Source organism: Boseongicola aestuarii, assembly GCF_900184815.1.
GTDB classification, from domain to species: Bacteria; Pseudomonadota; Alphaproteobacteria; order Rhodobacterales; family Rhodobacteraceae; genus Boseongicola; species Boseongicola aestuarii.
This window is the reverse complement of the sequence record NZ_FXXQ01000012.1, coordinates 56699-79717: the sequence shown is the minus strand read 5'-3', so window position 1 is coordinate 79717 and position 23019 is coordinate 56699. Positions and strand designations below refer to the sequence as shown.

Annotated in this window: 26 protein-coding genes and 1 riboswitch; of the genes, 6 read left to right on the top strand and 20 right to left on the bottom strand. The window is 58.1% G+C overall.

The window, feature by feature from the left end:
- Nucleotides 1–15 precede the first annotated feature (15 nt).
- Nucleotides 16–117: riboswitch (TPP riboswitch) on the bottom strand.
- A 118-nt stretch (nt 118–235) separates the two neighbouring features.
- The 3 genes from BOA8489_RS16110 to BOA8489_RS16100 all read left to right on the top strand — a co-directional run bounded on the left by BOA8489_RS16110 (nt 236) and on the right by BOA8489_RS16100 (nt 2301).
- Nucleotides 236–679, top strand: coding sequence for a GNAT family N-acetyltransferase (locus tag BOA8489_RS16110; RefSeq protein WP_141138314.1), 444 nt, complete (start codon nt 236–238; stop codon nt 677–679).
- Between the two features lie 69 nt (nt 680–748).
- Nucleotides 749–1849 (top strand): chorismate synthase, encoded by a 1101-nt coding sequence (gene aroC, locus BOA8489_RS16105; RefSeq protein WP_093975338.1) that lies wholly within the window; start codon nt 749–751, stop codon nt 1847–1849.
- Entirely contained in the window at nt 1849–2301 is a 453-nt protein-coding gene (locus tag BOA8489_RS16100; RefSeq protein WP_093975337.1) for a hypothetical protein, read from the top strand. The genes aroC and BOA8489_RS16100 overlap by 1 nt, the downstream gene beginning before the upstream one ends.
- Here BOA8489_RS16100 and BOA8489_RS16095 read toward each other — a convergent pair.
- The 4 genes from BOA8489_RS16095 to BOA8489_RS16080 are packed head-to-tail and all read right to left on the bottom strand — an operon-like array spanning nt 2298 to nt 5001.
- Nucleotides 2298–2876, bottom strand: a complete 579-nt coding sequence (locus BOA8489_RS16095) for a cupin domain-containing protein (protein WP_093975336.1) — start codon at nt 2874–2876, stop codon at nt 2298–2300. The two genes, BOA8489_RS16100 and BOA8489_RS16095, sit on opposite strands and share 4 nt — an antisense overlap.
- Before the next feature lie 53 nt (nt 2877–2929).
- Complete coding sequence (locus BOA8489_RS16090; protein ID WP_093975335.1) at nt 2930–3340, bottom strand: thioredoxin family protein; 411 nt, start codon at nt 3338–3340, stop codon at nt 2930–2932.
- Between the two features lie 15 nt (nt 3341–3355).
- Nucleotides 3356–4069, bottom strand: coding sequence for a cytochrome c biogenesis CcdA family protein (locus BOA8489_RS16085; protein ID WP_093975334.1), 714 nt, complete (start codon nt 4067–4069; stop codon nt 3356–3358).
- Nucleotides 4070–4125: 56 nt separating this feature from the next.
- Nucleotides 4126–5001 (bottom strand): DMT family transporter, encoded by an 876-nt coding sequence (locus BOA8489_RS16080; RefSeq protein WP_093975333.1) that lies wholly within the window; start codon nt 4999–5001, stop codon nt 4126–4128.
- Nucleotides 5002–5090: 89 nt separating this feature from the next.
- Between BOA8489_RS16080 and BOA8489_RS16075 the strand changes: the two genes are divergently transcribed.
- The gene (locus BOA8489_RS16075; RefSeq protein ID WP_093975332.1) at nt 5091–6101 is read left to right on the top strand and encodes a TIGR00341 family protein; all 1011 of its coding nucleotides are present in this window, start codon (nt 5091–5093) and stop codon (nt 6099–6101) included.
- A 299-nt stretch (nt 6102–6400) separates the two neighbouring features.
- Here the strand turns inward: BOA8489_RS16075 and BOA8489_RS16070 are convergent, their stop codons facing one another.
- Complete coding sequence (locus BOA8489_RS16070) at nt 6401–6688, bottom strand: HU family DNA-binding protein (RefSeq protein ID WP_093975331.1); 288 nt, start codon at nt 6686–6688, stop codon at nt 6401–6403.
- A 133-nt stretch (nt 6689–6821) separates the two neighbouring features.
- Nucleotides 6822–8303, bottom strand: coding sequence for an AMP nucleosidase (locus BOA8489_RS16065; RefSeq protein WP_093975330.1), 1482 nt, complete (start codon nt 8301–8303; stop codon nt 6822–6824).
- A gap of 144 nt (nt 8304–8447) precedes the next feature.
- On the opposite strand from BOA8489_RS16065, the gene BOA8489_RS16060 reads away from it, so the two are divergent.
- Nucleotides 8448–9296, top strand: a complete 849-nt coding sequence (locus BOA8489_RS16060) for an SDR family oxidoreductase (protein WP_176440339.1) — start codon at nt 8448–8450, stop codon at nt 9294–9296.
- On the opposite strand, the gene dxs is transcribed toward BOA8489_RS16060, so the two are convergent.
- The 6 genes from dxs to BOA8489_RS16030 are packed head-to-tail and all read right to left on the bottom strand — an operon-like array spanning nt 9293 to nt 14500.
- Complete coding sequence (dxs, locus tag BOA8489_RS16055) at nt 9293–11218, bottom strand: 1-deoxy-D-xylulose-5-phosphate synthase (RefSeq protein WP_093975328.1); 1926 nt, start codon at nt 11216–11218, stop codon at nt 9293–9295. The genes BOA8489_RS16060 and dxs overlap by 4 nt on opposite strands.
- 17 nt (nt 11219–11235) lie before the next feature.
- Nucleotides 11236–12099 (bottom strand): polyprenyl synthetase family protein, encoded by an 864-nt coding sequence (locus BOA8489_RS16050; protein ID WP_093975327.1) that lies wholly within the window; start codon nt 12097–12099, stop codon nt 11236–11238.
- Entirely contained in the window at nt 12096–12338 is a 243-nt protein-coding gene (locus BOA8489_RS16045; protein ID WP_093975326.1) for an exodeoxyribonuclease VII small subunit, read from the bottom strand. Before BOA8489_RS16045 ends, BOA8489_RS16050 begins: the two co-directional genes overlap by 4 nt.
- Entirely contained in the window at nt 12335–13270 is a 936-nt protein-coding gene (locus tag BOA8489_RS16040; protein WP_093975325.1) for a histone deacetylase family protein, read from the bottom strand. The genes BOA8489_RS16045 and BOA8489_RS16040 overlap by 4 nt, the downstream gene beginning before the upstream one ends.
- Nucleotides 13271–13295: 25 nt before the next feature.
- Nucleotides 13296–13997, bottom strand: a complete 702-nt coding sequence (locus BOA8489_RS16035) for a response regulator (protein ID WP_093975324.1) — start codon at nt 13995–13997, stop codon at nt 13296–13298.
- On the bottom strand, nt 13994–14500 hold the full coding sequence (locus BOA8489_RS16030; RefSeq protein WP_093975323.1) for a MarR family winged helix-turn-helix transcriptional regulator: 507 nt from the start codon (nt 14498–14500) through the stop codon (nt 13994–13996). The genes BOA8489_RS16035 and BOA8489_RS16030 overlap by 4 nt, the downstream gene beginning before the upstream one ends.
- Before the next feature lie 140 nt (nt 14501–14640).
- Between BOA8489_RS16030 and BOA8489_RS16025 the strand changes: the two genes are divergently transcribed.
- Nucleotides 14641–15510, top strand: a complete 870-nt coding sequence (locus BOA8489_RS16025) for a branched-chain amino acid aminotransferase (protein ID WP_093975373.1) — start codon at nt 14641–14643, stop codon at nt 15508–15510.
- A 53-nt stretch (nt 15511–15563) separates the two neighbouring features.
- Here BOA8489_RS16025 and BOA8489_RS16020 read toward each other — a convergent pair whose 3' ends face one another.
- The 8 genes from BOA8489_RS16020 to BOA8489_RS15985 all read right to left on the bottom strand — a co-directional run bounded on the left by BOA8489_RS16020 (nt 15564) and on the right by BOA8489_RS15985 (nt 23004).
- Nucleotides 15564–15860: a DUF1294 domain-containing protein gene (locus BOA8489_RS16020; RefSeq protein WP_217897960.1), complete on the bottom strand. Its 297-nt coding sequence runs from the start codon at nt 15858–15860 to the stop codon at nt 15564–15566.
- Between the two features lies 1 nt (nt 15861).
- On the bottom strand, nt 15862–16272 hold the full coding sequence (locus tag BOA8489_RS16015; protein WP_093975321.1) for a hypothetical protein: 411 nt from the start codon (nt 16270–16272) through the stop codon (nt 15862–15864).
- Between the two features lie 121 nt (nt 16273–16393).
- Nucleotides 16394–17332 (bottom strand): DMT family transporter, encoded by a 939-nt coding sequence (locus BOA8489_RS16010; RefSeq protein ID WP_093975320.1) that lies wholly within the window; start codon nt 17330–17332, stop codon nt 16394–16396.
- Between the two features lie 255 nt (nt 17333–17587).
- Nucleotides 17588–18637: a tRNA epoxyqueuosine(34) reductase QueG gene (queG, locus tag BOA8489_RS16005; RefSeq protein ID WP_093975319.1), complete on the bottom strand. Its 1050-nt coding sequence runs from the start codon at nt 18635–18637 to the stop codon at nt 17588–17590.
- Nucleotides 18638–18667: 30 nt separating this feature from the next.
- Nucleotides 18668–19333, bottom strand: coding sequence for an FtsZ-binding protein FzlA (gene fzlA / locus BOA8489_RS16000; protein ID WP_093975318.1), 666 nt, complete (start codon nt 19331–19333; stop codon nt 18668–18670).
- 78 nt (nt 19334–19411) lie between these two features.
- The gene (gene mtgA / locus BOA8489_RS15995) at nt 19412–20137 is read right to left on the bottom strand and encodes a monofunctional biosynthetic peptidoglycan transglycosylase (RefSeq protein WP_093975317.1); all 726 of its coding nucleotides are present in this window, start codon (nt 20135–20137) and stop codon (nt 19412–19414) included.
- A 46-nt stretch (nt 20138–20183) separates the two neighbouring features.
- Nucleotides 20184–20933 (bottom strand): DUF2062 domain-containing protein, encoded by a 750-nt coding sequence (locus BOA8489_RS15990; protein ID WP_093975316.1) that lies wholly within the window; start codon nt 20931–20933, stop codon nt 20184–20186.
- Nucleotides 20887–23004, bottom strand: a complete 2118-nt coding sequence (locus BOA8489_RS15985; protein WP_093975315.1) for a RelA/SpoT family protein — start codon at nt 23002–23004, stop codon at nt 20887–20889. Before BOA8489_RS15985 ends, BOA8489_RS15990 begins: the two co-directional genes overlap by 47 nt.
- Nucleotides 23005–23019: the final 15 nt, after the last annotated feature.

Below are 23019 nucleotides of genomic sequence, written 5' to 3'. Positions count from 1 at the left end.
GGCGAAGGAGCGGGTTGAGAGGATCTCGACCTTCCCTCCGCCGGTGCTAACCGGTTCAGGTTCTACGGGTCCGCTGGAACAGCATCTCAGCCCAAATGGGCCCCCCGAGGTACCTCATGAGGTAGGGCGGTTCGGGTATCTGTGCAAGGTCAAAAGAGGGGCGCTGCCCCGGTCTCGCAAGGGCGAGCCCTCCCCGAGGTATTTTTCAAAGGGTGAATGTGGCAGGGTGGTCATCATGAACGACGTGAGCATCAGGGCTGCGGAAAGCAAAGATGCGGACGCGATCCGCGCCGTCATCAACGCGGCCTACGCAGTGTGGTCGGTTACTTTGCCTGATCTCCCAAATGTTGCAAGTGGCGTGGCGGAGGACATTGCCGCGGGTCGGGTTTGGATTGCTACCGAGCGTGAGGTCACAATCGGTTGCTTGATTGGCAGTGTGGTTTTGGGGCGCTGGCATTTGGCGAATATCGCGGTGGCCCCAGATCATGGGCGAAGGGGCGTGGGACAGGCATTGATGGCATTTGCTGTGGCACAAGCAACAATGTCGGGGGTGGACGAGATGGCGCTTGCGACACATCGCAAGATGCGTGGGGTGATCGCTTTTTATAAGCGGCTTGGCTGGGAGGTATCGGGCGAGGACGGCAACAAGGTGATGATGCGACGCGGCATAGAACGCTAGAGAAAGCTCTGCCCCCGCTTCCATCCTGCGTTTGTTCAGACTAGACCATCGCTCAAAGGAGACGACGCGATGAGCCTGAATTCTTACGGACATGTTTTCCGGGTCACGACCTGGGGCGAAAGTCACGGGCCAGCCCTTGGGGCGACGGTGGATGGCTGTCCGCCGGGAGCCGCTCTGAGTGAAGCGGATATTCAGGTATGGCTGGACCGCAGAAAGCCAGGTCAGAACAAGTATACAACGCAGCGTCGGGAGGCTGACGAGGTACGGATCCTGTCCGGTGTATTCGAGGGAAAAACGACGGGAACCCCGATCCAGCTTATGATCGAGAACACCGATCAGCGGTCCAAGGATTACGGCGATATCGCCGAAAAGTTCCGTCCCGGGCACGCAGACATCACCTATTGGCAGAAATACGGTATCCGCGACTATCGCGGCGGCGGACGGTCATCCGCGCGCGAAACTGCGGCGCGTGTGGCGGCAGGAGGTGTGGCGCGTGCGGCCCTGGCACAGCTTGTCCCGGGGCTAAGGGTCACCGGCTATATGGTCGGGATGGGCGAGAAGGACATTGACCGAACGCGCTTTGACTGGGACGAGATCGAGCGTAATCCATTCTGGGTGCCTGACGCGGTGGCTGCTGAGGAATGGGCCGGTTATCTTGATGGGCTGCGCAAAAGCGGGTCGTCGGTGGGCGCAATGATCGAGGTTTCGGTTCGCGGATGTCCTGCGGGTTTGGGCGCGCCGGTATATGCAAAGCTGGACACCGATCTGGCAGCGGCGATGATGTCGATAAATGCCGTAAAGGGCGTCGAGATCGGCGAAGGCATGGCGGCGGCGCGGCTGACCGGGGAAGCGAATGCGGACGAAATCAGGATGGGACCGGACGGGCCGATCTATTCGTCGAACCATTCTGGCGGAATTCTGGGCGGTATTTCAACGGGTCAGGATGTTGTTGTCCGATTTGCCGTCAAACCGACATCTTCAATCCTGACGCCGCGCAAGACAATCACCAAGTCCGGCGAAGAAACCGAGATTATCACCAAGGGCCGCCACGATCCATGTGTCGGCATCCGCGCGGTTCCAGTGGCCGAAGCCATGGCGGCGGCCGTCGTTCTGGATCACTTGCTGTTGGATCGCGCACAGACAGGTGGCGTACGCGGGCCCATCGGCTGATGTCTGATCACTTTTTGGTTGTGATCCCGGCCGACCCGCAAGCGGCCTTGCCGGAGGTGGCGGACACCTTGCGCGATGCCTTGGCTAGAATTGCGGGCACGAATGAGGCACGGGTCAAGCGTTATGGAAAGCTGCAGTTCATAGACTGCGGAGAGGCCTTTGAAGTGATTGCCTGTCCGTTCTGTGGCGGCGATATAACGATCGAGCAATGGCACGAGTGGATGGACGAAGACTGGCATGGTGAGGACGGCTTTCACCTGCACAGACACGAAACGCCTTGTTGCCAGCGGGACACCAACCTCAACGCGCTGACGTATACCCCACACCAAGGGTTCGCGCGATGGTTTGTCAGTGCGCGGAACGTCGGGCGTGGGCCACTGAGCCAGGATGAAGTCGCTGTCCTGGAGAAGGTGGCCGGTATTCCGCTGCGTGCCATCGTCCAGATGTATTAGCGGAACTCCGGGTCGATCATGTCGACTCCCAGGGTTTCAACGAACCGCCCGATGGTCGCCGCGCCTCCGTCCTGCATCGCTTTGGGAAATCTTGCATCATAGCTGCCGCCTTGCGCAAAAATACGGGCGGTTGCGGCAAACTTGATCGGGTTCCTTGGGATACCGACTTTGTCGAGCAAGATCCTACCTTCTGCCTCGGCCTTGTAGAGAGTGAAAATGATCCCCAACGTATCGCGAACGGCGCGCGGATGGGGCGCATCGACTGTGGCAGTCTGTTCCATGACCATAGGCTCAGAGCCGGTGTTCCACGGGTGGATGTGTTTGATCCCTCGGGGCATAGTGAGCGTCTCGCCTGCCTTCACCGTGCCCTTGCTACCATCGAGGCGATATTCGCCCTCGCCTTCGAGTATCTTGAACTCTTCGTCCCAGACCGAGTGGAAATGTTCGGCGATATCGGGGACCTTCATGTGAGGCTGCATCGTGTAGCGCATCACGACGTGGGTTTCGCTAATCTCTATGATCTCAAACACAGTTCCCGTACGGGAATTGGTCACTTTCGCGTTTTCTAATGCCATGTCGACACCCCCCTCTTTTGAAGGGGAGCCGTTTATTGTCGGTTTTGCAAGGTTTATGCCGTTGCTGAGGTAAGTGCGGTGTCCAGCAAAGCCTTGATTTCGCTTTCACGCGTGCCCGCCACGATGCGCCCAAGTTCCTCGTTTCCACGCAACACCACCAGTGTCGAGCGGCGCGGGATGTTTAGTCGGACGGACAGGTCAGACCGGGCGTGTTTGTCCCAATCAACCGCGACGAAGCTGATGTTCGCTTCATAGGCCGGTTCCTGCGACAGCAGCGCATTGATCACCCGCTCCTGGCGGCGGCATGTCGTGCACCAGTCGGCATAGAAATCGACAAATACGGTCTTTCCCGCGTCCAGTTCCTTTTGAAGAAGGCCCGGCGTGTAGGCTGTCCCGATCCCGGCAAATGCAGGGCCGGCAAGCGTGATAGCGGCAGCAGACGTGAGGAAAGTGCGGCGGTGCATGGTGTGTCTCCTAAATCAGATCGAAACAGACAGTTCGGTGAACCAGACGGGAAGATTATCCAAGGCCCAGATCTCGAGTACATGGTGGAATTTGAGCAAGATCGCCACGCCCACAGCAATGAATACAGCCCCCATGACAGGACGCGCAGCGGTTGCGAAGCGGCGCATCATTGCCTGACGTTGGCGGATCACCGACTGTGCGCCATAGCCCAAAGCCAGAATGATCGATGAAACACCCAAGGCGAACGTGATCATGATCGCGCCAGCCCGAAACAGGCTTTCGCCTTGGCTGGCCAGCGAAATCGCGCCGCCCAGCGTTGGCCCGATACATGGGCTCCAGACTGCCCCGAGCAAGACGCCGGCGGTGAATTGCCCTGTGAGGCCGTTTTGGTCGATACGGTCAATCCCCGCATCTGCCTGCATGGAAACGCCTGCGGTTGCAGTGGCAAAGCGGGCGGACAACCGAGGCACCAGCAGGATCACGCCAAAGCCGATCATCAAGACAGCGGCGACATTGGAAACGGTGTCTTCGGTGATTCCAAAGGTGCGCCCCAGAACCGCGACAAAGAGACCGAGCGCGACGAACGAAATACTCATGCCCGCAGCCAATGCCAGCGGTCCTGCCCGACCAGCCTGTAGCGAAGTCGCAAGCACGATTGGCAGGATCGGCAGCACGCAAGGGTTGATCAGCGTGAGCAGGCCCGCCACGTATCCAAGAAGCAAATCCATAGCCCTTACCTGCGCGGTTCAGGGCGCAATGTCACCGAAATCCTTGTGACATTAGATCAATTTCGCGTCAGTGCGCGAGTTTTCGAGATCTGCACGGCAAGGATCGAAACGGTGATTATGCCAACTCCGACCAGATCTAGAAACCCGAGCGTTTCCCCCAAGAGGACTGCTGCAATTGCCACGCCAAAGAAAGGATTGAGGAAATGGAACGTCGCGGATCTTACGGTTCCTATCCGATTTACCAGCCAGAACCAGACGATTGTCGCGATGACGCCGGGGACGAAAATCGTGTAGGTAATGGCGGCGATCAAAGTTGGTGACCAGTTGAAGTCCCAGGTCTCGAATTGCGCGGGGACGGCCAAGGCGAAGGCACCTATCAGCATCTGATAGCCGACGACGGTCAGCATGTTGCCGCCTGAACTTGCGCCGCGTACCGCAAGCGTTGCAAATGTCAGCGCAAGAACTCCGATGCCGCAAAGCAACATACCGAACGGATCAACCCCGGCATTCAGGCGCGTTCCCATGATCATCGCGACGCCCGCAAAGCCCCCTATGAGCCCCGCCAATCCCAAAGGCTGCACCTTTTCCCCCCAGATCAGCCAGCTTGCCAGCGCGACCCAGAGTGGAAGAGATGACGCGATGATCGCCGCCACGGATGCATCCACGGTTTGCATCGCGACAAAGTTCAGCCCGAGATAAAGAGCGTTCTGGCAGAGGCCAAAGACGATCGTCAGTCGCCATTGCGCGCGGGTGAGGCGGAAACTTTGCCCTAGCAATCGCGCGATGGCCAAGGTGACAATACCTGCGATGAAAAAGCGAAGCGAAGACACGGCCAATGGCGGCGCATTCGTCACGATAATCCGCGCCGATGTGAAAGCAGACGACCACATCAGGGCAAATGCCAGCCCCATCAGAATTGCGCGAAAATCCATGGCCTTGCCCGAATTGTTTCTTGCCGACTAGCAGGTCGCAATTGCCGTTGCCAGTGGTCACGATGGACAGGCTGGGATAGCTTAGCTTTATGACAGTCAGACTGATCACCATTTCCGCTCCGGACTCGACCATTCCGACGCTTTTGAAGAAGACGGAAGAGCTTGGCGTTTCGGGTGTTCGCGCCTTCAAGGAATCTCACTGCGACGACCGTACAACTTTGCAGATGCTTTCTGCCGGCGACAATCGGCAAGATGTTGTCGACGCGATGCAAAGTGCCTTGTCATCACAGTCCGACTGGAGACTGACAATCTTGCCGGTAGAGACGACGATACCGCTTCCCCGTGAAGAGGAAGAGGCCGTCGAGAAAGCCGAGAAGGACCTCAAGCGCAAGATCGGCGGCCGCACCCGCGAAGAAATCTGGAACGATGTCTGGGCGCAGGCGCAGACGGATCAGACCTATCTGGCGTTCGTGGTTCTCTCGACGATTGTTGCTGCACTTGGGTTGGCGCAAGACAACGTCGCCGTGGTCGTGGGAGCGATGGTGATCGCACCTCTCCTTGGCCCGAACCTCGCCTTTGCCGTCGGTGTTGCCTTGGGTGATCGAAGTCTCATTCTGCGCGCTTTGAGGACCAATGCCGCGGGGCTTGGAATCGCTTTTGGGTGCTCGGTTCTTATCGGGTTCGCCTGGCCACTGAATACGGACTCGGGCGAACTGATGGGGCGAGCGGATGTGAATTTCGGCGGTATGGCAATTGCGCTCGCGTCAGGCGCGGCGGCAGCGTTGTCGCTGGTGACAGGTGTTTCATCGGCGTTGGTGGGCGTGATGGTCGCAGTCGCGTTGCTGCCGCCAGCGTCCGCACTTGGACTGTTCATTGGCGCTGGCGAGACATCTCTTGCAACCGGCGCTTTACTGCTTCTTGCCGTGAACCTTGCTTCGGTCAATCTTTCGGCTCAGACGGTATTGTTCTGGCGCGGCGTTCGACCGCGAACGTTCTACGAAGAAAAAGAAGCGCGCGTCGGGCGCATCGTTGCGGCTGTATTCTGGGTTGTAACGCTGGCGATCCTTGCTGCGTTGATGTGGTGGCGCTTGGGCGTCTGAGAAAGGCGGGCCGCGCTGAGGCGGGCGACCCAAGACCGCGTAACTTCTTGTTGCGCTTGGAAACCTGTCCACCTGGCGTCGAGATAAATGTAGTTTTGAGGATGATAGACCGCAGGTCGGTCTTGATCTGGTAGGCATTGTTCGCTGCGGATTAAGAAACGAATTGAAAACTTAGAGGGATCAATCTGCTTGGGACCCGGGGGTTGCCGTGGTTGGCCATTGCAATATCTCGGGCCTCTCCCAAAAATAAGAAAGGGCCGCCCTGAGGCGACCCAATCAAGATCAAATCGTCAGACAGATTAGTCGTTAACACTGTCCTTGAGAGCCTTCGCGATCGTCATCTTGACCACTTTGTCGGCTTCTTTGTGGATCTGCTCGCCGGTGGCCGGGTTGCGGACCATGCGTGCTGGACGCTCGCGGCAGTAGATTTTGCCAACGCCGGGAAGCGTGACAGCACCACCGCCAGACACTTCGTCGGTGATGATGCCGACGATGGCATCAAGAGCCTCGCCTGCGGATTTCTTGTCGCTGCCCATTTTTTCGGCGAGCGCTGCTACAAGCTGCGTCTTCGTCATCGGTTTTGCCATGTGGAATCTCCTCGATATGGTCTTCTCTAGGGGCTCATTCCCCTTATTTAACTGGATATGGTGGCATAACACTACGAATTGTGGTTGCAACACAAGCTCTAATCATCCGAAAATCGGCGGAAAACGCCTTATTTTAAAGGAAAGCGGTCTCTTCAAAGCTGCGAAGCTTCCTTGAGTGGATGCGTTCAAGCGGCATGTCGCGCAAAGTCTCCATCGCTTTGATGCCAATCAGAAGGTGTCGCGCCACTTGAGTGCGGTAGAAATCGCTCGCCATTCCGGGCAATTTCAGCTCTCCGTGGAGCGGCTTGTCCGACACGCAGAGAAGCGTTCCATAGGGTACCCGGAAGCGAAAGCCATTGGCCGCAATCGTTGCGCTTTCCATGTCCAGACCAATTGCGCGGGACTGGCTGAGGCGCTGCACCGGTCCTGATTGATCGCGCAGTTCCCAGTTACGGTTGTCGATGGTGGCCACTGTGCCCGTCCGCATGATGCGCTTTAGTTCGTAACCCCGAAGCTGCGTGACATCCGCAACGGCCGTTTCTAGGGCGATCTGTATCTCGGCAAGTGCCGGGATTGGCACCCAGATCGGAAGGTCGTCATCAAGGACGTGGTCTTCGCGAAGATACGCATGGGCAAGAACGAAATCGCCAAGCCGTTGGCTGTTTCGAAGGCCCGCGCAATGGCCGAGCATCAACCAAGCGTGCGGCCTCAAGACCGCAATGTGATCGGTTGCGGTCTTGGCGTTGGAAGGACCGACACCGATGTTGACCAGTGTGATGCCCGCGCCCCCTTCGCGCTTCAGATGATAGGTCGGCATCTGCGGCAGCTTCGCCGGCACCGGCAAAGGTTCGTCGTGTTTGGTGATTTCGATATTACCGGGTCCGACAAAGCCGGTGTAACCGCTGTCAGGATCTTTCAGCGCCTTACGCGCGATCATTTCGAACTCATCCACGTAGAACTGATAGTTGGTAAACAAGACGTGGTTCTGGAAATGCTCAGGCTGGGTCGCGGTGTAATGAGCCAGTCGGGCAAGCGAGTAGTCGATCCGCTGGGCGGTAAACGGCGCAAGCGCGTGCGAGCCATCCGGATGGACGAAACCGTAACCGTTGACGATATCGTCGTGTGTGGTTGACAGGTCAGGCACATCAAAGACGTCGCGCAGGGTAAAATCCATCGCGCCGTCCTGTGGGACCGCCAGAGTGTTGTCGTTGGCGACCGCGAAATGCACTGGCATTGGAGTCGTCGACACCCCGATTTCGACCGCCGCGCCATGATTTTCAACCAACAGTCCAATCTGCTGACGCAGATAACCTACAAACAGATCAGGGCGTGTAATTGTCGTGGAGTAGCGTCCGGGCTCGCTGACGTGGCCGAAGCTGAGGCGATTGTCGATCGGCGCGAAGCTGGTCGTGGTAAGCCGTATTTCAGGGTAGAATGCACGGTAGCGCACATCTGGCTCGCCGGTGTTAAGCACGTCATTGAAGCGTGCGCATAGGAACGTCGATGCGATGTTGTAGAGCTCGATAAGGCGATCAACGGCCGCGGCCGGATCAGTGAAGCTTTGATGGTCGGGAACATCGGGGGCCGAGACTGCACGGCTTCTTGCGTCGTTCATCACGAGGCTCTCCGAATGATCTTTGTGGGGAGATTTGTTCTTTTTTCCATCCCTGAAAATGGCACCGAACCGGGATGGCTGCAAGATCGTTTTGCACGTTCGCGCTTGCCTACGAGCAGCATTTGAGATTGCTTCGGAAGCATGGTGAAAACACTGCTTTCAATTGGGCACGGCTATTCGGCAAAGGCTTTGGCGCGACGATTGCTGCCAAAAGGCTGGCGCATCATCGGGACAACGCGAAGTGCTGAGAAGGCGCAAGCATTGGAGAGGTCCGGAGTCGAGACGATTGTCTGGCCGGGAAATAGTCTTCCGTTAGGTGAGGTCTCGCATATCCTGACATCCGTATCCCCGGGCCAGGATGGAGATCCGGTTCTGGCGGCGCATGGCCCCGATATCGCGGCAGCGAAACATCTTGAGTGGGTCGGATACTTGTCCACCACCGGCGTTTATGGCGACCACAAGGGAGACTGGGTCGACGAAGAAACGCCGCTCGAGCCATCGACGGAACGGGGCATTGCACGCGTTGAGGCCGAGGCCGCATGGACCGCTCTTGGCGTGCCTCTGCACATTTTTCGTCTGGCCGGCATCTATGGTCCCGGTCGCGGGCCATTTTCGAAGGTTCGGTCAGGTAAAGCGCGGCGGATCATCAAGGAAGGTCAGGTGTTCAGTCGCACCCATGTGGAAGACATTGCGCAAATCCTCGAGGCGTCGATGGACCGCCCTGATCCGGGGCGTGCATACAATGTCTGCGATGATGACCCGGCCCCGCCGCAGGATGTTATTGCATATGCAGCCGAATTACTCGGTCTGCCGGTGCCGGACGCGATCGCATTGGAGGATGCCGAGCTAAGCACAATGGCGCGCAGCTTTTATGCTGAATCCAAGCGCGTTCGAAACGACCGCATCAAGGACGAACTTGGCGTAAGACTGATCTATCCGGACTATCGCGCCGGGCTTCGCGCCCTTTTGGAAGACGAGACCCCGGAAACTTAAGCCCGTTTGGAAATGTCTGCGATACCCATGACATCAAGCACTTTCGCTTCGATGTGTTCTGCATTCATCGCCGCGCTGTCATACATATCCTTGGGACTTGCCTGATCGATAAAGATATCCGGCAGCACCATTGAGCGGAATTTGAGGCCACGATCAAAGACGCCCTCGTTCGCAAGAAGATCGGCGACATGGCTCGCAAAACCGCCTATTGCGCCTTCCTCGATGGTAATAAGAGCTTCGTGGTTGCTGACAAGGTCGAGGATCATGTCGCGGTCAAGAGGTTTGGCAAACCGGGCATCCGCAATCGTCGGAGTGATGCCCTTGGCGGCCAGAGCTTCGGCTGCTTTTTCGACCTCGGACAGACGTGTGCCGAACGACAGAATGGCGACCTGTGATCCTTCGCGGATGATCCGGCCCTTGCCGATCTCAAGAAATTTGCCACGTTCCGGCATTTCGACGCCGACGCCTTCGCCGCGTGGATAGCGAAAAGCGATAGGGCCATCGTTATAGGCTGTCGCCGTCGCAACCATGTGGACCAGTTCCGCCTCGTCGGCAGCCGCCATCACGACCATGCCCGGCAAGTTCGTCATGTAACCGATATCGAAAGCGCCCGCGTGCGTTGCACCATCGGCACCGACCAATCCCGCCCGGTCAATTGCGAAACGCACCGGAAGGCGCTGCAATGCGACGTCGTGGACAACCTGATCATAACCGCGTTGCAGGAACGTGGAATAGATCGCACAAAACGGCTTCATTCCACCTGCAGCAAGCCCGGCAGCGAACGTGACACCGTGCTGTTCAGCAATACCAACATCAAAGCAGCGGCTTGGATAGCGTTCGGCGAAAAGGTCCAGCCCGGTGCCGTCGGGCATCGCTGCGGTGATCGCCACGATCTTGTCATCGCGAGACGCCTCGTCGATCAGGGATTGCGCGAAAACTTTTGTGTAAGAAGGTGCATTCGACGGGGTTTTTTTCTGTTCGCCGGTGACGACATTGAATTTCGCAACGCCGTGACCCTTGTCGCGCGCAGTTTCGGCGGGGGCATACCCTTTGCCTTTCTTGGTGATCGCATGGATCAGAATGGGGCCACGCGCCCGTGCTTTAACGGTGCGCAGGACAGGAAGCAATTGCTCAAGGTCGTGACCATCGATCGGACCGAGATAGCTGAAGCCCAGTTCCTCGAACAGTGTGCCGCCAACCACGCTGTGCTTCAAAAGGTCCTTGGCGCGTTTGGCCCCTTCGCGGAACGGTTCAGGCAGAAGGCTGACCGCGCCCTTGGCCGCGGCCTTCAACTCCTGGAACGGATCACCGGCGTAAAGGCGCGACAGGTAAGATGACATTGCCCCGACAGGTGGCGCGATCGACATTTCGTTGTCATTTAGAATGACGATCAGACGCTTGCCCAGATGGCCCGCATTATTCATCGCCTCGTAGGCCATGCCGGCGCTGATTGCACCGTCACCAATCACAGCAATGCCGTCACCGAGACCTTCTGGGGTGGCACCGCCCAAATCGCGCGCAACGGAAAAGCCAAGCGCGGCGGAAATCGAGGTTGAACTATGCGCCGCGCCGAAAGGGTCGTAGGGCGACTCCGAGCGTTTGGTGAAGCCGCTAAGGCCGTCTTTCTGGCGCAGGGTCCGGATGCGGTCGCGACGTCCGGTGAGGATCTTGTGTGGATAGGTCTGGTGACTGACGTCCCAGATCAGTTTGTCCTTCGGGGTATCGAATACCGCGTGCAGGGCGACGGTCAATTCAACAACGCCAAGTCCCGCCCCAAGGTGACCACCTGTTTCGCTGACCGCGCTGATCGTTTCGGCGCGCAATTCGTCCGCGAGTTGCTGCAACTCGTCATCCGTGAGCCGCTTCATGTCGGCAGGCACGTTCACGCGGTCGAGAATTGGGGTCTTGGGTCGGTCAGTCATGGAAACTCCGGGGCGCGTCAGTGTTCGCGCGAGATAACGAAATTAGCGGCGTCGCGCAAACCATCCGCCTGTGCATCATATATGCAGAGCGCGTCATTTGCCTGTGCGACCAGTGCGCACGCCATGTCCTGTGCACCCTTAATGCCCAGAAGTGAAACAAACGTTGCCTTGCCGGCGTCGGCATCCTTGTGCAGGCGCTTACCGATCTTTGCCTCGTCCCCGGTTTCGTCCAGAATGTCGTCAGCAATCTGGAACGCCAGACCAAGGGCTGTGGCATAGGCCGCAAGAGGCGCGACGTCATCGCCCGCCAGAGTCGGTCCCGCCGTGGCGGACCAGCGGATCAATGCGCCGGTTTTCTGCGCCTGAAGCGCGGTGATTGCTTCCAGTGACAAAGGCGCATCCGCGCTTTCAGCGGCGATATCGCGCGCTTGTCCAAGGACCATTCCGTCCTTGCCTGCGTCTGTCGCAAGGCCAATGACAGCTTGAACGATGCGGTCGGACGGAACATCGAGCGTACCGAGGATCAGGAAGGCAAGCGATTGTAGCGCATCGCCTGCCAGAACGGCCGTTGCCTCGTCCCACGCCTTGTGGACTGTAGGCTTGCCGCGGCGAAGGTCATCGTCGTCCATGCTTGGAAGGTCATCGTGCACAAGCGAATAGGCATGGATACACTCGATGGCGGCAGCGGCTTTGAGGGCCTCTTGGTGCTTGATGCCATGAAGCGCGCAGCTTTCGACCACCAGAAACGCACGCAGCTTTTTGCCACCCATAACTGCATAGCGCATCGCATCTTCAAGCGGTTCGGCAGGTGCATTGAAATACGTCTCGAGCGTCGCGTCGACCTCGGCCGCAACGCTTTTCAGCCGGTCTTGAAACGTCATGCGGGATCGACTGGCGTCGTCCCTTTGGGCTGACCGTTTTCGTCAAAAGTGATCTGCGCGACCTTTTCTTCAGCTTCGGCCAGCTTCTTTTGACAATGCGCTTTCAATTCCGCGCCACGCTCGTAGAGCTTGATCGAGTCCTCAAGCGGCACGTCTCCGGCTTCCAGGCGATTCACAACGCCTTCAAGCGCGCTCATCGCGTCTTCAAAGCTCATCTCGGCTACTGGTTTTTCGCTCATGCCCCTCGCTCCATCAGCACGTCCACATGCGCCGCAACGCTGGCGGCCAAGGCGTTCAGATCATACCCGCCTTCAAGTGTCGAGACCACCCGGCCCTTTGCATGCGCATCCGCGACATCGCAGATGGCATGGGTCAGCCATGCAAAATCCTCGGTGCTCCACTTGAGGTTGGCAAGCGGGTCGGCAGCGTGAGCGTCGAAGCCTGCCGATATGATGATGAGGTCCGGAGCAAAATCGTCGATGGCAGGGAGAATGAGATCACCCCATGCGCGTTTCATTTCGGCGCCGCCGCTCATCGGGGCAAGCGGGACGTTGAGCACATTATCATGCGCCCCTGTTTCATGTACCGATCCGGAGCCGGGATAGAGAGGCATCTGGTGAGACGAGGCGAAAAGGCTGCGCTCCTCATCCCACAGAAGATCCTGCGTCCCGTTCCCGTGATGGACGTCAAAATCAAGAACAGAAACACGCTCCAGGCCGTAGTGGTCCAGGGCGCGTTTGGCGGCGATGGCCGCGTTGCCAAAAAGACAAAAGCCCATCGCCGTTTCGGATTCGGCATGGTGTCCGGGGGGGCGCATCGCGACGAAAGCGTTTGCTACGTCACCCGCTATCACGGCGTCTATTGCCGCAGCACAGCCACCGACGCCGCGAAGCGCCGCCTCTAGGGATCCGGGAACGACATGAGTGTCACCATCCAGCGCAATCGTGCCAGACGTCGGGATCGCGTTCTTTACGCGGTCGAAGTAGCGGGCGGGATGGCACCGAAGGACTTCGGTCCGATCCGCCAGCGGTGCTTCGCGGCGATCCAGCTTGGCGAAACGTTTGTCCGAAAGCGCTTTCTGAATCGCCTCGTAGCGAAACGTACTTTCCGGATGACCCGGAGGCGTGATGTGTTTCAAAGCGGAATCGTGTGAAAAAAGCGCGGTGGTCATGAGCGTTAACGTCCAATTCAGCGACTTAGTCGGGGGACAGCATATAGCCTGCGCCGCGCACCGTTTGAAGATAACGAGGTTGCTTGGGGTCGGCCTCGAGTTTGCGGCGCAGTCGTGTGATCTGCACATCGACCGCGCGTTCCTGCGCCTGTCCGCCGTCCCGACCGAGGTCCTCAACCAGCTTCGTGCGGGACATTGCTTCGCCGGGCGCACGTGAGAATATGCGCATCAATTGAGATTCCGTGGCCGTCAGCCGAACCGGGTTTTCACCATGCCAAAGCGATCCCTTCTCAACATCATAGCGAAGCGTTCCGAGGTGAAGCACCTTTGGTGCGATGTCTGCAGGTTCGGTCGCAGGCACACGGCGGAGGATCGAATTGATCCTCAGCAGGAGTTCCTTTGGCTCGAACGGTTTGGCGAGATAATCGTCGGCTCCGGCTTCCAAACCGGCAACGCGGTCATCGGTTTCATTCTTGGCGGTCAAAAGCAGGATCGGCAGATCGCGGGTTTCCCGCAGCCGCCTGCAAAAGCTGACCCCATCTTCGCCGGGCATCATGACGTCAAGGACAACCAGATCGAAATCGAGCCCGCTCAGGATACGCTCCGCATGCGCTGCATCCCGTGCAGACGAGACGAGAAAGCCGTGACGCATCAGAAACTTCTGAAGCAGACCGCGAATACGCTCGTCGTCGTCGACGATCAGCAGATGGACATCCGAGAGGCTCATGCTCCGCCCTCCTTTAGGCGCTTGTAGTGGCGCGCCGTGTCGGCGTCCATCATCGCTTCCAGCACCTGACGAAAACCTGATACCGCGTCAGGACCGGCCCGCCGAAACGCGCTGCGCATCCTATCGCGCTGTGCATCCGACAACGCGCGCTCCAGAACTTCACCCGGTTCGGTCAGAAAAAGGTGCCGTTCCCTTTTGTCCTGCTTGCCGACGCGGCTTTCCACAAGACCGTCACTGATAAGAGTGCGCAACACGCGGTTCAGCGACTGCTTGGTGACCCCGAGAATCGACAGAAGGTTGTTGACCGTCGTGCCGGGAGAGCGATTGATAAAATGAACGGCCCGGTGGTGCGCCCGCCCATACCCCTTCTCGGAAAGTATACGATCGGGGTCGGCGGTGAAGCCGCGATAGGCAAAAAACATCGCTTCGATGGCTTTGCGCAATTGATCATCGGTGAGGAAAAGCAGGCTTTCACCGCTTGGGGGACCACCGCTGTCTGCCATTTCGACCTCCGTTTGTTGCCTTCGACATTATGTCAGCCTTGTTGACATTCCAAGTCTCGACTGGTAGCGATTCGCGAATTTTCCGCAACTTTATGACCGTTGCGGACCTAAACGCGCAACTTTTGCAAATGGAGGCCGATATGGCAGGCGCATATGATGATCGCGACGGACTGATCTGGATGGATGGCAAGTTGGTGGATTGGCGAGACGCCAATGTGCACATCCTGACACATGCGATGCACTATGCCTCCAGCGTCTTCGAAGGCGAACGTGCCTATAACGGCAAGATCTTCGAAAGCCGCAGACACTCGGAGCGGCTGCATTTCTCTGCCGGTCAACTGGACTTTCAGATCCCCTGGACCGTCGATGAGATCGAAGCCGCCAAGCAGGAAGTTCTGACCGCGAACGGTTTCAAGGACGCCTATGTCCGCGCTATTGCATGGCGCGGCGCGGGTGAGGATATGGGTGTCGCTTCTGCGCGAAACCCAGTGCGGCTTGCGATCGCTTCGTGGGAATGGGGCGCTTACTATGGCGACGCAAAGATGAAAGGCGCGAAGCTTGACATTGCCAAATGGAAACGGCCGTCACCTGAAACAATTCCGAGCCATGCGAAAGCAGCCGGTCTCTATATGATTTGCACCCTGTCCAAACACGCCGCAGAAGCCAAAGGCTGTTCGGACGCGATGATGTTCGACTACCGCGGCTATGTGGCCGAAGCGACCGGCGCGAATATCTTCTTCGTGAAGGACGGCGAAGTGCATACGCCCAAGCCCGATTGCTTCCTGAATGGCATTACGCGGCAAACCGTCGTGGGCATGTTGAAGGATCGTCAGGTGAAGGTGCATGAGCGCCACATCATGCCGGACGAGCTGGAAGGCTTTCAGCAATGCTGGCTGACAGGCACGGCGGCCGAAGTGACGCCGGTTGGCAAGATCGGTGACTATAACTTCGAAGTCGGTGCGATGGCGCGCGATGTCGCAGAAAGCTATGAGAAGCTGGTTCGCGCCTGATTGGCGATAGCTATTTGGAAACACCCGGTCCGCAAGGCCGGGCGTTTTTTGAATCAAGGCTGGGTATTATGAGACAACGCCCAAAAAACTGCGCCAGAGATGATGGCGACTTGCAGCACAACGATAAGGTTCAACTGCCGCGCAAAGGGTTGCTTGTGCGTCTTGTGGTGAAACCTCGACTGCGCGATTTTCGCGCCGATACTGCCCCCGAATAACGCGATGTTCAGCAGGGCGCTTTCACTGATCCGCTGGCTGTCGCGGCGCGCTTGCCGCTTATCCCAGCAGAACGCGAGGAACGCGGCGAGATTGATGGCGGCGACATAGGACGCGATCCAAAGGGCGGCAGTCACCTTACCAGAACTTCCACCACTTCTTTTTCGCACGATCCTGGCGATCCACCAAACCGATTGAATTGTAGATTTCTCCGTCATCGCCCTGAAGCTTTGCGCCAAGCGCATCGGCGATCAGGAACATCTTGCGCAGCATCTCGCTGTCGGGGTTTTTGGCCATCACATTCCCGGCGGAATGCCACATCCAGGCTTCGTTCTTGCCTTCAACCCGCGCTGACCAGTGTTTCCAAACCGAAAGCGTCTCATCCTGAACGCTGAAGGACTGGCCATTCTCGTTCGAGACAATGGCCTCGCGCTCAAGCTGCATCGACTTGTCGCCACTGACATATTCCAACCATTCGTCGCGTGAAATCGCTGGCCCTTCTGTCTCGGACCAATCGTCCTTCCGGGTAATATGAACATCGTAGCCCATGAGGCCCTCTCAAAATTGATCTTGATTAATGGCGGCAGCTTGCACCAGTGGCGGGGCTTTGGTCCATTGCTGAGTTCAGGGCACGACGAAACACTGAATTTCGGCGGTTTTTCGCAGGCGATCAGCCGTATTTTGTGACGTGCTGGCGGCCTTTGCCACGCTGAATCTTGAGATAGTGCTCGCGCAGGATGATAAGAACGCCGGACGCAATGACGATGCTGGCTCCGATCAACATCACGAGAGTCGGGACTTCTCCGAAAACCGCGTAGCCGATGGCAATGGCAAACAGCATGGATGCGTATTCGAAGGGGGCGATAATCGACGCGTCGCCGAAGCGGTAAGCACTTGTAAGTAGGATTTGACCGAGACCGCCGAGAAGGCCGGACCCGACAAGGCATGCCAGAGCGGTCGCCGACGGAACTTGCCAGCCAAATGGCAGTGTCAGGAGCGATAGCAAAGTCGCAGTGACGGAAAACCAGAAGACAATTGCGGCCGTTTCTTCGGTTTCGACTAGCCTTCGCACGAATATCTGAGCGAAGGCGGCGCAGAGCGATCCGGTCAAGACGATCAGCGCGCCAAAGGCCAATTGGGGATCGACTTCGCCGTTCGTGAAGGACGTCAGGCGCGGCCACAAAATAATGAGAACGCCGACCATACCCATGCCAACGGCGGTTAGACGCACCGCGCGCACGCGCTCACCCAGCATCAATGCCGCAAGGACCACCACAAAAAGCGGCATGGCGTATTGTATGGCCTTCACTTCGGAAAGCGGCAGAATGGCCAACCCGGCGAAGCTGAGGCCCATGGCAGTCGAGCCGATAAGGCCGCGCCAGAGGTGGCCAAGCGGATTGGCGGTCCGCAACCCGCTCGGGAACTTGCCCTGCCAAATAAGCCAGCCAAGGATAACCGGCATCGCGCAAAGCGAGCGGAAAAACACAGTCTGGCCCGGCGGCACCTCATCGGACGCTGCCTTGATCAGCGTTGCCATGAGTACGAACAAAAGCACCGAAGCGATTTTGAGTGCGATGGCGCGAAAAGGGTTGGGTTGGGCAATACTCATGCCCCTCCCTACCAACCGCCAGCGGTCGCGACCAGTGGTCTAACTCTGGGCGCGTGCGATACGCAGGTATCTTTTCAGCTTTGTCGCGCCGCGCGTTCTGGCGTTCTTAAAGCTTTGAAGTACTGTCGGGCGATCCGGTGCAGCGCTTGAAAGATGTGTCATATGCCCGGCGCCACGAGTGCGTTTGCGTCGCAACAAATGGGTGTGCATAGGTATCCTCCCTTTCTCTGGTGGATCGCTTCATAGCACAAAACGCTACTTTTTTGAAACCGCCTGTAGGCGGCGGACCGCCCAGATGGCCGCATCACGCACCGTGGGATCCGCATCGACAGCGCATTTCCGAGCGGATTCGATCAGGGACTGGTCCTCTGAATTCCCTAGCGCGTAGAGCACATTACGCACAAATCGGTCGCGTCCGATGCGTTTGATCGGAGAGCCCGAAAAGAAGGCGCGGAAACTGGCGTCATCAAGATTGGCGAGCTTGGCAAGGGGTGGTGCACTTAGATCATGCCGCGCGGCATAGCGGTGGTCCCTCGCATCCGAAGCGAATTTGTTCCAGGGGCAAGCGGCAAGGCAGTCATCGCATCCATAGATGCGGTTTCCCAGTTTCGGGCGAAGCGCTTCGTCTACCGGACCTTTGTGTTCAATCGTCAGGTAGGAAATGCAAAGCCGTGCATCCAGCTGATAAGGCGCGGGGAAGGCATCCGTCGGACAAATGTCGAGGCAACGACGGCAGCTTCCGCAGTGATCGGTTTCCGGGGTGTCGGGATCGAGATTGGCTGTCGTGAAGATCGCGCCGAGGAAAAACCAGTTCCCCAAATCGCGGCTTAGAAGGTTCGTGTGTTTGCCCTGCCAGCCAAGCCCTGCAGCCTGACCCAGAGCTTTTTCGGGGACCGGGGCCGTGTCGACAAAGACTTTGACCTCACAATCCGCTGCAGCCACAAGCCAGCGCGCTACTCGTTTCAGCCGCTTTTTGACGACGTCGTGGTAATCCTTGTTGCGGGCGTAAACCGAGACGACTCCGCGATCCTGGTTCTTGAGGTCATCCAAGGGGTCATGATCAGGGGTGTATGGCTCGGCGAGCATGACGATTGACCGCGCTTCGGGCCAGAGTGCGGACGGGTCACCCCGCCAGTTGGCGCGATCTTCAAGCCACGCCATTTGCCCATGGCGCCCGGCTTTAAGAAAGGCTGAAAGACGCTCGGGAACTTCTGGAACAGCATCAGGCGCGCACACGCGGGCCATTGCGAAACCGGCTTGGATCGCCTCTTTCACCAATCGCTCTTTCAGATCGTCTAAAGGCATGGGGTGCGCTTCTGCCCCCTGATTGCGGCTCTAGAAATCGAGGTCGGCATAATGTGGAGGGGGTGGAAAACCTGGAACGGTATCTGCAAGAAGTCGACGAAAGGCCGGGCGGGATTTGATCCGCGCATACCAGTCACGCACCGTCGGGTAGGCGTTCCAGTCCACATCTGAAATGTAATCCAGCGCGGAAAGATGGCCCGCGGCCGCGAAATCAGCCAGCGAAAGCTCGTTTCCGGCCAGCCAGCGGCGTTGATCAAGAAGCCAGCTCATATAGTCGAGATGCAGCTTGATTGCACGCGCACCGGATTTGACATTCTTGCTGTCGGGATAACCTTCTTTGGTTATCTTCTTGTTCACCCGCTCGTAGAGCAGTTTCGAGGTCACCTCATGATGGAATTTGTCGTCGAACCACCCGACGAGACGGCGCACCTCGTGTCGGGCAGCAGGGTCTTTGGGTAGCAGCGGCGGTTCGGGATAGGCCTCTTCGAGGTATTCACAAATCGCGCCGCTTTCGGAGAACGTATGACCGTCAATCTTCAGCACCGGTACTTTGCCGGCGGGATTGCGTCGCAGGAAATCCGGATCACGCTCCCAGTAGCGTTCCTCGATCAGCTCGACTTCAAGCTTTTTCTCGGCAAGCGAAAGCCGCACTTTGCGACAATAGGGGGACAACGGGACATGGTAGAGCCGGATCATCGGTGAGCTTGGCCTGTTTGACTGCGTGTTCCTTCAATGCCTGAGCCCGCGCGCGGTTTCAACACCGCTGCGCATGCGCTAGCCGGCAAAACAGTCGGCGCGCCCATCTGCGCGGATCGTCGCCGCCCCGTCAGCGATAGCGCGCGCGCGCCGATCGACGAAACTTGAGGGGTTGACCGCCTGTCGCGCCTTGGGATTGGGAAGGACCGCAGCAAGCAAGGAGGCTTGCCGCAGCGTGAGGTCCGCAGCACGGACACCGAAATGATGCTGGGCGGCCGCTTCGATGCCAAAGACACCTTCGTCGAACTCGGCAACATTCACGTAAACTTCCACGATGCGGCGCTTGGTCCAAATGGCCTCGACCACAGGCGTCATCAGTGCTTCGAGGGCTTTGCGCGGCCAGCTTCGCCCTTGCCAAAGCCAGACGTTCTTCACCATCTGTTGCGTCAGCGTCGAGGCGCCGCGATCTGCACCTTCCTCAATTGCAGCGCGAAGCTGCTCCATGTCAAAGCCCCAATGGTGACAGAAATTCGCGTCCTCGGCGGCGACCACAGCCCGCAAGGCCTCTGGGGCAATCGAGTCGGCGGATACCCATTGGCGGCGGATGTCACCAAGCCGGAGGCCTTCACTCAGGATGTAGGGAGTCGTGGGAGGTGGAAGAATTGCATATATACCGACACTCAGAACGATTGCCCCCGCAAAGGCAAAGGCACCACGCCGCAGACCGCGCAAGACACCGCGTTTGCGTGTCGCTGCGGCCTTGGTTGTCTTTCGGGGTCTTCTTGCGGTCGCCTTCTTAGCCATAGGCGTCACGTCGCATGCCTGAAGGGGGCTGACAAGTCAGCGGCGATCACTCGGCTGCCCGATCATGTGGATCTTCCACGTCTCCCTGCATCCGCGATTCCGCGCGACGGGCTTCTGCTTTTTCGCGCTTCTTTGCGAATTTCTTTTTCAGGCGAGCCACACGGGCTTTTTGGTAGGCGTTGAGGACCGGGTTGGACAGGAAGTAGCCGGCTGTCCCGAAGAGGAAGCCCGGGATGAGGCCGCCGATCAGATAAGGCAGGAAATAGCGATCGAAGAAGCCACGCAGACTGCCCCACGCCGTTTGATCCGCGGTAAACATCGCCATCATGTTCTGCCACATTTCAAGCGCAGCGTCCGAGAAAGCAGGCACCACATCCTGAAGCGGGATCGGCGGGCGGCCCATCAAGAATGCGCCGAGTTCCATCGAGACGGCGACGATGAACGGAAATGTAAGAGGATTTCCGAAAAAGGTCGCCAGAAGCGCGGCCATCACATTGCCACGCACCAACCAGGCCAGCCACGCGGCGATGAAGAAGTGCATACCGAAGAACGGCGTGAAACATGTGAAAACGCCGACGGCGATACCCCGGCTGATCTTGTGTGCAGGATCGGGAAGCCGACGGATACGATGGCCGATGTATTGCACCGCACGCGACCAACCGCCGCGCGGATAAAGCGCCTGCGTAATCGACTGGAGATATGTCCGTGGTGTCCGCCGCTTAAATACCAACTGCTCGTCCGTCTCCGCCTTAGGGCTTGCGACCGAGATCGCGGTGCCTTGTGATTGCAGCAACATCGCTATCGGCTTCCAATGCCAACATCACCGCATGAAGGTGCTCTATATCCCGCAACTCCGCGTCGACAATGAGGCGGTAAAAGTCCGGTTTTCGGTCAATGAACACAAGGTCAGAGATATTCGCCCCTTGCTCGCCAATCAATGTGCAAATCCGCCCCAGCACGCCTGTGTCATTCGCGATCGTCAAATCAAAGCTGACGGCATGGACGGCGGGGTGGCGTCCTTCTTGCCAGTGAAGGTCCACCCAGCGGCCTGAGTCCTCGGCGAGTTCCGCAAGGGCTTCACAGTCAATGGCGTGAATCATGACACCCTTGCCGCGATAACTGATGCCTACGATGCGTTCACCGGGAACGGGCTGGCAACAGGCGGCGCGGCGGAATGTCTGGCTGGGCTTCAGCCCAACAACCGCGCGGGCCGCATCGATTTCATCCCCGGTTTTGTTTGCAAGATCAGGATAAAGCGTTTCGATGACCTGGCGCGCCGTAAGTTCGGCCGAGCCAATCCGCGCAAGCAGAGTATCACGGTCTTCAAGGCTGAGGTGTTTGGCTGCCGTGCTGAGAGCCTTTTCGGTCGCGCGTTTGCCGACATGTTCGAAGGCCACGCGCACCAACTCGCGACCGAGCTTGATAAACCGCTCGCGATCTTCTTCACGCAACGAGCGCCGGATGGACGCTTTGGCCCGCCCAGTCTTGACGATATCGATCCATGTTGCCTGCGGGCGCTGGCCTTCCGCCGTCATGATCTCGACAGATTGGCCGTTCTTCAGACGTGTCCAGAGAGGTACGCGAATGGCATCGACCTTGGCACCAACACAACTGTCACCGATCCGGGTGTGGATCGCATAGGCAAAGTCCAGTGGAGTGGCTCCGCGCGGAAGTTTGACCACCTCGCCTTTCGGCGTGAAGCAAAAAACCTGGTCGGCGTACATTTCGAGTTTGACGTGTTCGAGGAATTCGTCGTGGTCCTCTTCATCGAAACGTTCGGTCAGTGTGGCGATCCAGCTTGCGGGATCGACCGCAAACGGGTTCTGCGCACGCACACCGTCGCGATAGGACCAATGCGCTGCAACGCCCGCTTCGGCCACTTCGTGCATGACATGCGTGCGAATCTGCACTTCGACACGTTTGCCGTCGCGACCCGAGACCGTTGTATGGATTGACCGGTAGCCGTTGGATTTCGGCTGGCTGATGTAATCTTTGAAGCGCCCCGGAACCGAGCGCCAGCGTTGATGCACAGCACCCAGAGCCGCATAGCAGTCAGCTTCGGTCTTAACCAATATGCGGAAGCCGTAGATGTCGGACAGTCGAGAAAAGCCGATCTCTTTTTCTTCCATCTTGCGCCAGATCGAATAGGGTTTTTTGGCGCGCCCGTAGGTCTCGGCGACGATCCCCGCCTTGTCCATTTCGCCCTCGATATCGGCGGTGATCTTCTGGATCACATCCCCGGTTTCGCGCTGCAGGGTAATGAAGCGGCGAATGATCGAATTGCGCGCGTCCGGGTAAAGCACCCGAAACGCAAGGTCTTCCAGTTCTTCGCGCATCCATTGCATACCCATGCGACCGGCAAGCGGCGCAAAGATATCCATTGTTTCCCGCGCTTTCTGAGCCTGCTTGTCGACCCGCATCGAGCGGATCGTGCGCATATTGTGCAGACGGTCAGCCAATTTGACGAGGATCACCCGCAGGTCTTTCGACATGGCGATGAAAAGCTTGCGGAAATTTTCGGCCTGTTTGGTTTCCGAAGACGACAGTTGCAAATTCGTCAGCTTCGTCACGCCATCGACAAGTTCGGCAACTTCGGTTCCGAAGAGCGACTTGATTTCGGAGTAAGTCGAGCGCGTGTCCTCAACGGTATCGTGCAGCAGCGCCGTAACGATCGTCGCGTCGTCCAACCGCTGTTCGGTCAGGATCGCGGCAACCGCGACAGGGTGCGTGAAATAGGGTTCGCCGGAATGACGCCTCTGCCCTTCATGCATTTTTTCGCCATAAGCATACGCTTCGGCGATCAACTTGGCGTTGGTCTTCGGATTGTAATTGCGGACAAGCGCGATCAGGTCGTCGGCGTCAATCATCGGCCCACTCCCAGG